14 protein-coding genes are annotated in these 12,777 nt (G+C 62.6%); 8 read left to right on the top strand and 6 right to left on the bottom strand.

From position 1 onward, the window contains the following. Positions 1-23: 23 nt before the first annotated feature. The gene (locus tag QIY50_06450) at positions 24-800 is read right to left on the bottom strand and encodes a ferredoxin--NADP reductase (protein WGV21850.1); all 777 of its coding nucleotides are present in this window, start codon (positions 798-800) and stop codon (positions 24-26) included. A 214-nt stretch (positions 801-1,014) separates the two neighbouring features. Here QIY50_06450 and QIY50_06455 point away from each other — a divergent pair, with 214 nt between their 5' ends. Beyond that, positions 1,015-1,722 carry an autoinducer binding domain-containing protein gene (locus QIY50_06455; GenBank protein WGV21851.1) on the top strand — a complete coding sequence of 236 codons (708 nt, stop codon included), beginning with the start codon at positions 1,015-1,017 and terminating at the stop codon, positions 1,720-1,722. Positions 1,723-1,818: 96 nt separating this feature from the next. Beyond that, positions 1,819-2,943, top strand: a complete 1,125-nt coding sequence (locus tag QIY50_06460; protein WGV21852.1) for a methyltransferase — start codon at positions 1,819-1,821, stop codon at positions 2,941-2,943. 115 nt (positions 2,944-3,058) lie between these two features. On the opposite strand, the gene QIY50_06465 is transcribed toward QIY50_06460, so the two are convergent. From QIY50_06465 to QIY50_06475, 3 genes are read right to left on the bottom strand one after another with little or no spacing between them, the layout of a single operon-like run. Further along, positions 3,059-3,214 carry a DUF2474 domain-containing protein gene (locus tag QIY50_06465; protein WGV21853.1) on the bottom strand — a complete coding sequence of 52 codons (156 nt, stop codon included), beginning with the start codon at positions 3,212-3,214 and terminating at the stop codon, positions 3,059-3,061. A gap of 9 nt (positions 3,215-3,223) precedes the next feature. Further along, positions 3,224-4,231: a cytochrome d ubiquinol oxidase subunit II gene (gene cydB / locus QIY50_06470; GenBank protein ID WGV21854.1), complete on the bottom strand. Its 1,008-nt coding sequence runs from the start codon at positions 4,229-4,231 to the stop codon at positions 3,224-3,226. Positions 4,232-4,234: 3 nt separating this feature from the next. Continuing rightward, positions 4,235-5,671: a cytochrome ubiquinol oxidase subunit I gene (locus QIY50_06475; GenBank protein WGV21855.1), complete on the bottom strand. Its 1,437-nt coding sequence runs from the start codon at positions 5,669-5,671 to the stop codon at positions 4,235-4,237. A 344-nt stretch (positions 5,672-6,015) separates the two neighbouring features. Here QIY50_06475 and QIY50_06480 point away from each other — a divergent pair, with 344 nt between their 5' ends. The 6 genes from QIY50_06480 to QIY50_06505 all read left to right on the top strand — a co-directional run bounded on the left by QIY50_06480 (position 6,016) and on the right by QIY50_06505 (position 11,196). Next, the gene (locus QIY50_06480; protein WGV21856.1) at positions 6,016-7,236 is read left to right on the top strand and encodes an MFS transporter; all 1,221 of its coding nucleotides are present in this window, start codon (positions 6,016-6,018) and stop codon (positions 7,234-7,236) included. 280 nt (positions 7,237-7,516) lie between these two features. Next, a complete protein-coding gene (locus tag QIY50_06485; GenBank protein WGV21857.1) occupies positions 7,517-8,812 on the top strand; it encodes an NCS2 family permease in 1,296 nt (431 codons plus the stop codon). Next, the gene (gene trmA / locus QIY50_06490) at positions 8,809-9,894 is read left to right on the top strand and encodes a tRNA (uridine(54)-C5)-methyltransferase TrmA (GenBank protein ID WGV21858.1); all 1,086 of its coding nucleotides are present in this window, start codon (positions 8,809-8,811) and stop codon (positions 9,892-9,894) included. The genes QIY50_06485 and trmA overlap by 4 nt, the downstream gene beginning before the upstream one ends. Positions 9,895-10,047: 153 nt before the next feature. Next, the gene (locus tag QIY50_06495; GenBank protein WGV21859.1) at positions 10,048-10,356 is read left to right on the top strand and encodes a transposase; all 309 of its coding nucleotides are present in this window, start codon (positions 10,048-10,050) and stop codon (positions 10,354-10,356) included. Between the two features lie 140 nt (positions 10,357-10,496). Further along, positions 10,497-10,793 (top strand): IS3 family transposase, encoded by a 297-nt coding sequence (locus QIY50_06500; GenBank protein WGV21860.1) that lies wholly within the window; start codon positions 10,497-10,499, stop codon positions 10,791-10,793. After that, entirely contained in the window at positions 10,777-11,196 is a 420-nt protein-coding gene (locus tag QIY50_06505; GenBank protein ID WGV21861.1) for an IS3 family transposase, read from the top strand. Before QIY50_06500 ends, QIY50_06505 begins: the two co-directional genes overlap by 17 nt. A gap of 80 nt (positions 11,197-11,276) precedes the next feature. On the opposite strand, the gene pcaG is transcribed toward QIY50_06505, so the two are convergent. Further along, positions 11,277-11,882 carry a protocatechuate 3,4-dioxygenase subunit alpha gene (gene pcaG, locus QIY50_06510; protein WGV21862.1) on the bottom strand — a complete coding sequence of 202 codons (606 nt, stop codon included), beginning with the start codon at positions 11,880-11,882 and terminating at the stop codon, positions 11,277-11,279. Positions 11,883-11,892: 10 nt separating this feature from the next. Beyond that, entirely contained in the window at positions 11,893-12,612 is a 720-nt protein-coding gene (pcaH, locus tag QIY50_06515; protein WGV21863.1) for a protocatechuate 3,4-dioxygenase subunit beta, read from the bottom strand. Between the last annotated feature and the right edge of the window lie 165 nt (positions 12,613-12,777).

Here is a 12,777-nt window from a genome sequence, read left to right on the forward strand (position 1 = left end):
GCCGCAACGCGGCCCCAACGGCCTTACCAGTAGTTTTCCACAGCCACCTGTCCCGGCCGCTTGCTCAGGCTCAGCTGCAGGTCCCGCGCCTTCAGTACCTTGCGCGTTTCATCAATCATCTCCGGGTTGCCACACAGCATCACCCGCGAATGCTCTGGCGACAGTTCCAACCCCGCCGCCTTCTCCAGTTCGCCATTCTCGATCAGCGTGGTAATACGCTGGTTCAACGCCCCCGGATGCTGTTCACGGGTCACCACCGGAATGAACTGCAACTTGCCGGCGAATTCGGCCAGGTAATCGCGCTGCTCCAGCCCGGCGATTTCATCTACATAAGCCAGTTCCTTCGCCTCGCGCACCGAATACACCAGTTTGATGCTGTCAAACCGCTCCCAGGCTTCAAAGTCCTGCAGGATCGACATGAACGGCGCAATGCCAGTACCGGTCGCCAGCAACCACAGGTCGCGGCCACCAACGAAGCGGTCGAGGGTAAGGAAGCCGAAGGCCTGGCGGTCGATCAGCAGGGTATCGCCTGCCCCCAGTCGGCTCAGCTCGCTGGTGAACTCCCCGCCTGGCACCACGATGGAGAAGAAGTCGAGGTGCTCGTCATGGGGCGCGCTGACCATGGAGTAGGCGCGCCACACTACACTGCCATCGGCCTTGGTCACGCCCAGGCGGGCAAACTGGCCGGAACGGAAGCGGAACCCCGCGTCGCGCGTAACCCGCAGGCTGAAGAGGTTCGGCGTCAGCGGCTGAACATCGAGCAGGGTCTGGCGGGTGAACTTTTCGGCGCTTGCGGTCATATCGGACTCCAGGTTTGGCGTGCGCACAGTGTCGCGCAAAGTGACGCGGATAAAAACCACTGCTTTGTAGGGCCTCATCTGCGGCGATCCTGCCGAAGTCATAGAAAATCGTGATCGCTATAACAAAAAATTCCCAACGTTTTGGTAAGTCTTTTCCTACACTCAACCGGGTGTTCAAACGGATTGAAATCTGCATCGCCTGGGAGCGTTAAAGATGCCTGACTGGAAACCCGAACATCTTCATGCGTTTGTCAGCGAACGCAGCCCACGGAAGCTGTTCGACATAGCAGTGCACCTGGCTCAGGACCTGGGCATGGAATACCTTGGGCTGAACATTCGCATCCAGATCGCCACCCAGACGCCCAGGGTCTTCCTCTATAGCAACTACCCGCCCGCGTGGATCGAGCGTTATCAGCGCGATGAGTTCTACAAGCAGGACGCAGCTGCCAGCCTGAGCCACGGCACTACCGAGGCTGTGCTGTGGACCGACGAGTTGTACCGCGAGGCCCCCCAGTACCGGGAAGCAGCCTGCCAGCATGGACTACGGCATGGCTGGACCCAGTCGCTGTACGACTTGCAGCACAATGAAAGCCAGATCAGCGTTGCCAGGCCGGTCGGCAACATCGATATCGTTGAATTCTATGGCAAGGCCGGCAACGTTCAGTGGCTATGCCACACGCTGCATGCCGTGCTGGGCGAGCACCACCTGAGTGCGCTGTGCCCACCGCCACCGAAAATGAGCGAGCGCGAACTGGAAGTACTGAAATGGTCAGCCGCCGGCAAGACAGCCAGCGACGTGGCCTGCATCCTGTCGCTGTCGCAGAGCACGGTGAACTTCCATATCCGCAGTGTCATCACCAAGACCAACGCCGCCAACAAGGCCGGCGCCATTGCCATCGCCGCCCTGCGTGGCTGGATCTGACCTTCAAACCTGCGACCTTGGGCAAAGCCCTGTAGAATCGCCCGGCAAAGCCCGGGGCGAACCGCAACGGGCAGTTTCGTACCCGAGCCAGACGCCATGCCCCTGTTGACCACCCCCTACGCCGAACTCGACCTGATCCGCCAGCCGGAACAGGCCAACGACCCTCTGCAGGCTTTCGATGCCGCCGACGAGTACCTGCTTGCGCAGCTGCACGAACAGGCCCTCGATGCCACCTGCCGGGTGCTGGTGCTCAATGACAGCTTCGGCGCCCTGGCCGCCAGCCTGGCGGGCAAGTTGCAGGTAGTCAGCAGTGGCGATTCGCACCTGGCGCACCTGGCCCTGGAAAAGAACCTGGTGCGCAATGGCCTGCCCTTCGACAGCGTGCCGTTCGTGCCGGCCAGCGAACACTGGCAAGGCCCGTTCGATCGGGTGCTGGTGCGTGTGCCCAAGACCCTGGCCCTGCTCGAAGAACAACTGATTCGCCTGCAAGGCCACCTGGCGCCCAATGCCCAAGTGATTGCCGGGGCGATGATCAAGCACTTGCCACGGGCTGCCGGTGACCTGATGGAGAAGTACATCGGCCCGGTGCAAGCCTCGCTGGCGCAGAAAAAGGCACGCTTGCTGACCGCGACGCTGGCCGAACGGCCTGTCGCCCGCTCGCCCTACCCTAGCCGCTACAGCCTCGACGCGCCGCCGCTGGAGCTGGTCAACCACGCCAACGTGTTTTGCCGTGAGGGCCTGGACATTGGCACACGGGCGTTCCTGCCACACCTGCCCCGCGAACTGGGCCGCGCGCGGGTGGCAGACCTGGGCTGCGGCAACGGAGTGCTGGCGATCGCCAGCGCGCTGGTCAACCCGGATGCCCAGTACACCCTGGTCGACGAGTCGTACATGGCGGTGCAATCGGCGCGGGAGAACTGGCAGGCCGCGCTGGGTGAGCGCCCGGCGGCGTTCGAAGCAGCCGATGGATTGGCGGGGGTAGAGAAGCAGTCACTGGACGTGGTGCTGTGCAACCCGCCATTCCACCAGCAGCAGGTGGTGGGTGACTTCCTCGCCTGGCGCATGTTCCAGCAGGCGCGTGAGGCGTTGGTGGTGGGCGGGGCGCTGTATATCGTGGGTAACCGGCACCTGGGCTATCACAGCAAGCTGGCGCGGTTGTTCCGGGGGGTGGAGCAGGTGGCGGCGACGCCCAAGTTCGTTATTCTGAAAGCCCGCAAGTAAAAGCGCCGCCGCCCCTATGGGAGCGGGCATGCCCGCGAACACCGGCGAAGCCGGTGCCATCTATCGCGTTGTCTGCTTCGCGGGCACGCCCGCTCCCACAGGCGCCCCCATTGGTTCAATGGGTGGTCAGCCCCGCAGCCCCCATGAACAGGCGCATCACCCAGGCCGCCACACCCAGGGCCGCCACACTCATCGCCCAGATCAGCAGCAGCCAGCCCAGCCGCTGCCACAGGGGTTTCTTCTCGTCCAAACCATGCTTGCCGGTCATCATGCGGCCCTCCTAGTGATAGCCGTCTTCATGGGTAACCTTGCCGCGGAACACGTAATAGCTCCAGAAGGTATACATGAGGATGAACGGCAGGATGAACAGGGTACCCACCAGCATGAAGCCCTGGCTCTGCGGTGGCGCCGCGGCATCCCAGATCGAGATCGACGGCGGGATGATATTCGGCCACAGGCTGATGCCCAGGCCGCTGTAACCAAGGAAGATCAGCACCAGCGTCAGCAGGAACGGTGTGTAGTGCGCATTGCGCGCCACCGCCTTGAGCAACCCGTAGAAGGTGACCAGCACCAGGATCGGCACCGGCATGAACCAGACCAGGTTAGGCATGCTGAACCAGCGCTCGGCAATCTGCGGGTAGGCAATCGGTGTCCACAGGCTGACGATGCCGATCACCACCAGCAGCACCAGCGCCAACGGCCGGGCGATGTCGTGCATCTTCTGCTGCAGCGGCCCTTCGGTCTTCATGATCAGCCAGGTACAACCCAACAGGGTGTAGGCAACGATCAGCCCCAGGCCGCAGAACAGGCTGAACGGGGTCAGCCAGTCAAGGGTGCCTCCGGCGAAATGCCGGTCGACCACCTTGAAGCCTTCGAGGAAGGCGCCCAGTGCCACGCCCTGGAAGAAGGTGGCAACCAGCGAGCCTCCGATGAACGCCTTGTCCCAGATATGGCGCTTGTCGGCGGTGGCCTTGAAACGGAACTCGAAGGCCACGCCGCGGAAGATCAGACCGATCAGCATCAGGATCAACGGCAGGTACAGCGCCTCCAGCACTACCGAGTAAGCCATCGGGAATGCCCCGAACAGCCCGGCACCGCCCAGCACCAGCCAGGTTTCGTTACCGTCCCATACGGGGGCGACGGTGTTCATCATTACATCGCGGTCCCGCTCGCCCTTGACGAACGGGAAGAGCATGCCGATGCCCAGGTCGAAACCATCCATCACCACGTACATCATGACGCCGAAAATGATGATCACGGCCCAGATCAGCGAAAGGTCGATACCCATGGCTCAGTGTTCCTTGCTCAGGCTGGCGGAATTGGCCTCATGGCCATCATCGGCGGCAGACAGCGGCCGCGCCGGTGTGCGTTTGGTGCCAGGGCCACCGGGGTTGTGTTCGTCCCCTTCACCGGTTTTCGGCCCTTTGCGCACCAGGCGCATCATGTAGCCAAGGCCGGTGCCGAACAGGGCGAAATACACCACCACGAAGGCCACCAGGGTGAAGCCAAGCTGGGCGTAACTGTGGTTGGACACACCGTCTGCCGTGCGCATCAGGCCATATACCACCCAGGGCTGGCGGCCGATTTCCGTTGTGAACCAGCCGGCCAGCAGTGCGATCAGCCCGGAAGGCCCCATCCACAGGGCCAGGTGCAGGAACGGCCGCGAGGTGTAGAGCGTGCCGCGCTTACGCAGCCACAGGCTCCACAGGCCGACGAAGATCATCAGGAAACCCAGCCCGACCATGATCCGGAACGACCAGAAGACGATGGTCGAGTTGGGCCGGTCTTCGGGTGGGAACTCCTTCATCGCCGGTACCTGCTTGTCCAGGCTGTGGGTCAGGATGAGGCTGCCGAGCGCCGGGATCTCGAGCTTGAAGCGGGTGGTTTCGGCCTGCATGTCGGGGATGCCGAACAGGATCAGCGGGGTCGGCTCGCCGGGCACGTTCTCCCAGTGGCCTTCGATCGCGGCGATTTTCACCGGTTGGTGCTTGAGGGTGTTGAGGCCATGGAAGTCACCGATCACCGCCTGGATCGGCGCGACGACCAGCGCCATCCACATGGCCATCGACAGCATCTTGCGCACCGCCGGGTTGTCACGCCCGCGCAACAGGTGCCAGGCCGCCGAGGCACCGACGAAGAACGCGGTGGCAACGAACGCGGCAGTGGCCATGTGCATCAGGCGGTAGGGGAAGGAGGGGTTGAACACCACCGCAAACCAGTCCACCGGCACCACCCGGCCATCGATGATTTCGTGGCCTTGCGGGGTCTGCATCCAACTGTTGGAGGCGAGGATCCAGAAGGTCGAGACCAGGGTGCCGAGTGCCACCATCACCGTGGAGAAGAAGTGCAGGCCACGGCCGACACGGTTCCAGCCAAACAGCATGACCCCCAGGAAGCCAGCCTCGAGGAAGAACGCCGTCAGCACCTCGTAAGTGAGCAACGGGCCGGTAATGGCGCCGGCGAAGTCGGAGAAGCGGCTCCAGTTGGTGCCGAACTGATAGGCCATGACCAGGCCGGAAACCACGCCCATGCCGAAGTTGACGGCGAAGATTTTCGACCAGAAGTGATAAAGGTCACGGTAGACCTGGTTGTTGGTCCGCAGCCAGAGGCCTTCGAGAACGGCCAGGTAGCTCGCCAGGCCAATGGTGATGGCCGGGAACAGGATATGGAACGATACGGTAAAGGCAAACTGCATTCGGGCGAGCTCTAAGGCCTCTATTCCGAACATGGTGCTTCCTCTTCAGATAATCCGGCGTCCGGGCCGCTGGCCCAATCGCCCACTGCCCCCACGGTAGTCGAGTGCGGCGCGTTGGAATTGTTCTGTTCGATCGCAGGGATTTCGGCCCAAGGGCCCGATCGTTACATCTGGAACGATTGATCCAGATCAACGATTGCTAGGAAGCATAGTCCTGAATGGCCAGTCGGGCCGTGTGGTTGATTGCCGCGTGACCGGTTGCCCCACCCCCTTTCATGACCCGTGAAAAAGTGCAGACCACGGCAAACAGTAACTGTTTGTTACAAACAGATGATACGCTGCGCCCCCCTCTACTGCGCCGAGGCCGCTGATTTCCGATGTCCGATTCCGCACCGCAGTTGTTACGCCACCATCGCCCCTTCCTGGCGTTCTGGCTGGCCCGCGTATTCACCGCCAGCGGCTTCCAGATGCTTACCGTGGCCATCGGCTGGCACCTCTACCAGTTGACCGGCAATGTGCTGGACCTGGGCCTGGTCGGCCTGGTCGAGTTCGCCCCACGGGTGCTGTTCATGCTGCACACCGGGCATGTCGCCGACCGCTATGACCGGCGCAAGGTCGCCGCGCTGTGCCAGAGCCTGCAGGGGCTGATAGCCCTGGCACTGGCGCTGGGCAGTGCCACTGACAACGTCACCCGCGAGCTGATCTTCGCCCTCGCCTTCCTGCTCGGTGCCACGCGTTCGTTCGAAATGCCGGCGACCCAGGCGCTGCTGCCCAACGTGGTACCGGCCGGGCTGTTCCCACGCGCGGTGGCGGCTTCGGCCTCGGCCACCCAGGCAGCAACCATCGTGGCGCCGGCGGTGGGCGGTTTCCTGTATGCCTTCGGCAGCATCTGGGTTTACGGCCCCACCGTGGCCCTGTACGCCATTGCCTGCGTGCTTACCCTGAGCCTGCAGGCACGCGGCCAGGTGACCCAGCGTGGGCGCGCCAGCATCGAATCGCTGCTGGCCGGTATCCGCTTCATCCGCAGCCGGCCCGACATCCTCGGCGCCATCTCGCTGGACTTGTTCGCCGTGCTGCTGGGCGGGGCGACCGCACTGCTGCCGGTGTTCGCCAAGGACATCCTGCTGACCGGCCCGCTGGGCCTCGGCCTGCTACGCTCGGCGCCAGCGGTGGGGGCGTTGCTGATGTCACTGTGGCTGGCGCGCTTCCCGTTCGAGCGCAACGTGGGGCGGACCATGTTCACCGCCGTGGGTGTGTTCGGCGTGGCGACTATCGCCTTCGGCCTGTCGACCTCGTTCTGGTTCTCGCTGGCAGTGCTGGTGGTGCTGGGTGCGGCGGACATGATCAGCATGGTCATCCGCGGCGCCTTCGTGCAGTTGGAGACGCCGGATGAAATGCGCGGGCGGGTGAGCGCGGTGAACGGCTTGTTCATTGGTGCCTCGAACCAGCTAGGCGAGTTCGAATCGGGGGTGACCGCGCACTGGTTTGGCACAGTGCCGGCGGTGGTAATGGGCGGCGTGGGCACGTTGTTGGTGACCGGGGTGTGGATAAAACTGTTCCCGACATTGGCCAGGCGGGACCGGTTGCATAACGGTTGAGCACTCGCCTGTACCGGCCTCTTCGCGGGCTTGCCCGCTCCCACAAGGACCGCGCCGCTTCAGGCCCTGCGCGGTACCTGTGGAAGCGGGCAATGGTCCGCGAAGAGGCCGGCACAGGGAAAAAATTACCATTCCCCAACGGCCATAGGCCCCCGCCAAGCATGCTGGTATGATGCGCGGCTTTTTTCCGCCCCACACAAAACCACGGCAACCGGTACGGTCTGTGCTTTGCTGATGGGGTCGATACATTCATGGCGCCGGGAGCGCCTTGGGAGCAGGCATGCTGGAAAGGCTGTTTCAACTGAAAGCACACGACACCAATGTGCGTACCGAGATTCTCGCGGGCGTCACCACCTTCCTGGCCATGGCCTACATCCTGTTCGTCAACCCGAGCATCCTCGGCGAGACCGGCATGGACAAGGGCGCGATCTTCGTCGCCACTTGCCTGGCCGCGGCCATCGGCTCGGTGACCATGGGCCTGATCGCCAACTACCCGATCGCGCTGGCGCCGGGCATGGGGCTGAACGCGTTCTTCACCTACACCGTGGTGCTGCACATGGGCCACACCTGGCAGGTGGCACTGGGCGCGGTGTTCCTTTCGGCGGTGATGTTCTTCCTGTTGTCTATCTTCCGCATCCGCGAGTGGATCGTGAACAGCATCCCGCTGCCGCTGCGTTCGGCCATTGCCGCCGGTATCGGTCTGTTTCTGGCGCTGATCGCCCTGCATAACGCCGGTATCGTCGTCGATAACCCGGCCACCCTGGTGGGCCTGGGCGACCTCAAGCAGCCAGCACCGATCCTCGCCACCTTGGGCTTCTTCCTGATTGTCGGCCTGGAGTCGCTGAAAGTGCGCGGTGCCGTGCTGATCGGCATTCTTGCCGTGACCATCGCCTCGATCGTGATGGGCGTGACACCCTTCGGCGGCATCGTCTCGATGCCACCGTCGCTGGCCCCGACCTTCCTGCAGCTGGACATCGCCGGCGCGCTGGACGTTGGCCTGGTCAGCGTGATCTTCGCCTTCCTGTTCGTCGACCTGTTCGACAACTCCGGCACTCTGATCGGCGTGGCCAAGCGCGCCGGGCTGATGGGCAAGGACGGGCACATGCCGAAGATGGGCCGTGCCCTGATTGCCGACAGCACCGCCGCCATGGCCGGCTCCCTGCTGGGCACCTCGACCACCACCAGCTACATCGAATCTGCCGCGGGCGTGAGCGCCGGTGGCCGTACCGGGCTGACCGCCATCGTGGTTGCCGTGCTGTTCCTGCTGGCACTGTTCTTCGCCCCGCTGGCCGGCAGCGTGCCGGCCTTCGCCACTGCACCGGCGCTGCTGTTCGTCGCGGTGCTGATGGCCTCGGGCCTGGCGGAAATAAACTGGGACGACGTCACCGAAGCCGCACCAGTGGTAGTGACCGCCCTGGCCATGCCGCTGACCTACTCGATCGCCAACGGCATCGCCTTCGGCTTCATTTCCTGGACCGCCGTCAAGCTGATCTCCGGCCGCCACCGCGACCTGAACCCGGCCCTGGTGATCCTTTCCATCCTGTTCGTCATCAAGCTGGGCTGGTTCAACGCATGAGTGCTGCTTTCGACCCCTCCTCCTACACCACCCAGCTGGACGCCAAGGTGGCCCGGCTGCGCGAGCTGCTGGCGCCGTTCGGCGCGCCGGAGCCGGCTGTTTTCGACTCGCCGCGCGAGCATTACCGCCTGCGCGCCGAATTCCGTCTGTGGCGCGAGGATGGCCAGCGTCACTACGCCATGTTCGCCCCGGGCGAGAAGCACAAGGCGATCCTGATCGACGACTTCCCCATCGCCAGCCAGCGCATCAATGCATTGATGCCACGCCTGAAAGCCGCCTGGCAGGCCAGCGAGGAACTGGGCAACCGCCTGTTCCAGGTGGAGTTCCTCACCACCCTGGCCGGCGATGCCATGGTCACCCTGTGCTACCACCGCCCGCTGGACGAGGCCTGGGAAGTGGCCGCACGGCAACTGGCCGAAGAGTTGGGCGTGAGCATCATTGGCCGCTCCAAGGGCAAGCGCCTGGTCATCGGCCGTGACTACGCGGTGGAAAAGCTCGATGTCGCCGGCCGTGTGTTCAGCTACCGCCAGCCGGAAGGCGCGTTCACCCAGCCCAACGGCGCGGTGAACCAGAAGATGCTGAGCTGGGCCTTCGAGGCCATCGGCGAGCGGGACGACGACCTGCTGGAGCTGTACTGCGGCAACGGCAACTTCACCCTGCCGCTGGCCACTCGTGTGCGTAAGGTGCTGGCTACCGAGATCAGCAAGACGTCGGTCAATGCCGCGCTGAGCAACCTCGACGAGAACGCTGTGGGTAACGTGCGGCTGGTGCGCCTGTCGGCAGAAGAGCTGACCCAGGCGCTGAATGGGGTGCGGCCGTTCCGCCGGCTGGAAGGCATCGACCTGAAGAGCTACGCGTTCGGTACGGTGTTCGTCGACCCGCCGCGGGCGGGCATGGACCCGGATACCTGCGAGTTGACCCGGCGTTTCGAGCGGATCCTGTACATCTCTTGCAACCCGGAGACGCTGGCGGCGAACATTGCCCAGTTGCAGGACACCCACCGCATCGAGCGGTGTGCGTTGTTTGACCAGTTCCCGTATACCCACCATATGGAGAGTGGGGTGCTGCTGGTTCGGCGTTGACCTTCAGATCGCCGGCGCTGCTTTGCAGCCCATCGCGACACAAGGCCGCTCCTACAGGAGTATCGCGATTCCCTGTAGGAGCGGCCTTGAACTGGCCTAATGACCCCGGACACCTCTTAAGGGCGATATGATTCGCCCAATCCGGAGGTTTCCATGCAAGAACGAAAGACCTACACCCGCGAGTTCAAGCAACGTGCTGCAAGCATGGTTCTTGATGACAACTGCTCAATTCCCGACGTCTGCGCCTCAATGGACGTCGGCCCTACGGCTCTGCGCCGGTGGGTTGATCAGGTGCGCAAAGAGCGTCAAAAAGGCCAGCCAGTAGCCGGTACCAAGGCGATCAGCGACGAACAGCGAGAACTCCAACAACTGCGGGCCAAGATCAAGCGCCTGGAGGCCGAGGCTGAAATCTTAAAAAAGGCTACAGCTCTCTTGATGTCGGATCCCGATCGTTTTTCCTGATCGAGGAGCTGAGAGAGTCTGGTGCGTATCCGACCAGCCTGCTTTGCCGTGTGCTGAATGTATCCCGTAGCGCATTTTATGACTGGCTTCACCGCCGTTCAGCGCCTAATACCAAGCGTGACGCGCTCAGGGAAAAGGTCGTGCAATTGCACGCTGAAAGCCGTGGAAGCGCAGGCGCAAGGATGCTCTCTGAGCACTTGAAAGCCCAGCAACTGAAGGTAGGTCGGTATCTGGCCGGAAGACTCATGCAGGAAGCAAATCTGGCCAGCAGACAGCGCCGTCGGCATCAGTATCGCTCCAGAGGAGTCGAGGCATTCGTGGCTAAGAACCTGCTCGAACGTAACTTCGAGCCTACTGCGATCAACCAAGTCTGGTGCGGTGATGTGACCAGTTTGATGGTCGGGAAACGTTGGTATTCACTTGGCAGTAGTCATTGATTTGTTCGCCCGTCGGATCGTTGGTTGGGCGTTTTCCCTGATCAACGATGCCAACCTGGTTAGTAAGGCATTGAGGATGGCGGTAGGGGTTCGGGGCAAGCAGCCAGGCTTGATGTTTCATTCGGATCAAGGCTGCCAATACACCAGCCAGCTTTTCCAATCCGAGCTGCTTGAGCATGGGATAACGCAGAGCATGAGCCGCAGGGGGCAATGCTGGGACAACGCGCCAACAGAGCGTTTCTTTGGGACGCTTAAATCAGAGTGGGTTCCGCCCAAGGGCTACCAGGAAATTGAAGAAGCCAGGCAGGATATGACCAGCTTCTTCATGCGATACAACCGAATCCGGCTCCACAGCTACAACAACTATCTGTCGCCAATAGCCATGGAGCAGCAGGCGGCTTGATCACCGTAATCGGTGTCCGGAGAAACTTGACCAGAACACCTTTTGTCGCGATGGGCCGCAAAGCGGCCCCGAGGTCCAACTCAGAAGTCGAAGAACACCGTCTCCCCTTCCCCCTGAATACGGATATCGAAACGATACGCCGTCTTCCCGTCCACCTCGCAACGCTTGGCCACCAGAGTCTCGCGTCGCTGCGGCTGCTCGATCAGGTTGAGCACCGGGCACTTGGCATTGGCCTCGGCCTCGTCATCGAAGTACAGCCGCGTGTGCAGGTGGATGTTGATCCCCCGGGCAAACAGGCTGATGTTGATGTGCGGTGCCATCGGCACGCCTGCAGCGTTATTCACCACACCCGGCTTGACCGTGTGCAGGGTCCATTCGCCGGCATCGAAGGTGGTGGCGGTGCGGCCGAAGCTGTTGAAGGCGTTTTCCAGGTTGTAGGCATCCTGGTACTCGCCGTTGGCATCGGCTTGCCACACTTCCAGGAACGAATCACGCACCAGGTGGCCATTACCGTCATACACCTGGCCGATCAGCAAAATGTGCTCGCCTGGCGCATCTGGCTTGGCCAGGCGGTTCCAGATTTCCTGATCGCGGGTCGGGTTGCCGGCCGCCTCCAGGGCCAGGCCGATGTGCACGTAGGGGCCGGCAGTCTGCGAAGGGGTTTCCGGCAGCAGTTCGATTGGCATGGCGGGGTCCTCAGCAGTTTTCGAAGTGGGTCTTGCGCTGGCCGCGCAGCACGATGTCGAAGCGGTAGGCCAGGCAGTCCATCGGGTTGGCGTTGCTCATGTCGAGCTTGGCGATCAACTGCTGCACGGCTTGCGGGTTGGCGATCGACTTGACGATCGGGCACATCGGGATCAGCGGGTCACCCTCGAAGTACAGCTGGGTGATCAGCTTGGTGGCGATCGACGGGCCGCTGATGGCGAAGTGGATGTGCGCCGGGCGCCAGTCGTTCGGGCCGTTGCGCCATGGGTACGGGCCCGGCTTGATGGTGCGGAAGCTGTAGTAGCCGTCACGGTCGGTCAGGCAGCGGCCGACGCCACCGAAGTTCGGATCCAGAGGTGCCAGGTAGCGGTCGTTCTTGTGGCGGTAGCGGCCCCCGGCGTTGGCTTGCCACATTTCTACCAGGGTGTTCGGCACAGGCTTGCCGTACTGGTCGACCACACGGCCGGCGACGATGATGCGCTCGCCGATCGGCAAGCCACCGTTGTTGAAGTTCAGCAGCAGGTCATGGTCGTGGGCGCCGAAACCCAGGTGGGAAAAGTCGGGGCCAGTGGTTTCGCTGATCGACTGCGGGATGCTGACCAGTGCCTGACGTGGCGAGCGGGCAATGGACGTCTTGTAGTCAGGCGTAAGGGCTTTCGGGTGCCAGTTGCGATCACGGATCACGAAGCGGCTGTTGTCCTGGGCGGGCATGCCGGTTTCCTCTCTTGGAATTATGGAAATGCGAGGGGGGCTTCTTCGAAACCCTGCCGCGGGCAAGCCCGCTCCCAGATGAAGTTTCGGACAGGTAGCGGGCGATGAATATTGAAATCAGGCGTTTCAAACATAACCATCTGGTTATGGATAAACACCTTGGCC

Origin of the sequence: Pseudomonas putida, from assembly GCA_029953615.1 — a bacterium.
Classification (GTDB): Bacteria; Pseudomonadota; Gammaproteobacteria; order Pseudomonadales; family Pseudomonadaceae; genus Aquipseudomonas.

What these genes read in the sequence shown, in the direction of transcription:
- QIY50_06450 (WGV21850.1), bottom strand. Translation starts at nt 800, where the DNA reads ATGACCGCAAGCGCCGAAAAGTTCACCCGCCAGACCCTGCTCGATGTT.
- QIY50_06455 (WGV21851.1), top strand. Translation starts at nt 1,015, where the DNA reads ATGCCTGACTGGAAACCCGAACATCTTCATGCGTTTGTCAGCGAACGC.
- QIY50_06460 (WGV21852.1), top strand. Translation starts at nt 1,819, where the DNA reads ATGCCCCTGTTGACCACCCCCTACGCCGAACTCGACCTGATCCGCCAG.
- QIY50_06465 (WGV21853.1), bottom strand. Translation starts at nt 3,214, where the DNA reads ATGATGACCGGCAAGCATGGTTTGGACGAGAAGAAACCCCTGTGGCAG.
- cydB (WGV21854.1), bottom strand. Translation starts at nt 4,231, where the DNA reads ATGGGTATCGACCTTTCGCTGATCTGGGCCGTGATCATCATTTTCGGC.
- QIY50_06475 (WGV21855.1), bottom strand. Translation starts at nt 5,671, where the DNA reads ATGTTCGGAATAGAGGCCTTAGAGCTCGCCCGAATGCAGTTTGCCTTT.
- QIY50_06480 (WGV21856.1), top strand. Translation starts at nt 6,016, where the DNA reads ATGTCCGATTCCGCACCGCAGTTGTTACGCCACCATCGCCCCTTCCTG.
- QIY50_06485 (WGV21857.1), top strand. Translation starts at nt 7,517, where the DNA reads ATGCTGGAAAGGCTGTTTCAACTGAAAGCACACGACACCAATGTGCGT.
- trmA (WGV21858.1), top strand. Translation starts at nt 8,809, where the DNA reads ATGAGTGCTGCTTTCGACCCCTCCTCCTACACCACCCAGCTGGACGCC.
- QIY50_06495 (WGV21859.1), top strand. Translation starts at nt 10,048, where the DNA reads ATGCAAGAACGAAAGACCTACACCCGCGAGTTCAAGCAACGTGCTGCA.
- pcaG (WGV21862.1), bottom strand. Translation starts at nt 11,882, where the DNA reads ATGCCAATCGAACTGCTGCCGGAAACCCCTTCGCAGACTGCCGGCCCC.
- pcaH (WGV21863.1), bottom strand. Translation starts at nt 12,612, where the DNA reads ATGCCCGCCCAGGACAACAGCCGCTTCGTGATCCGTGATCGCAACTGG.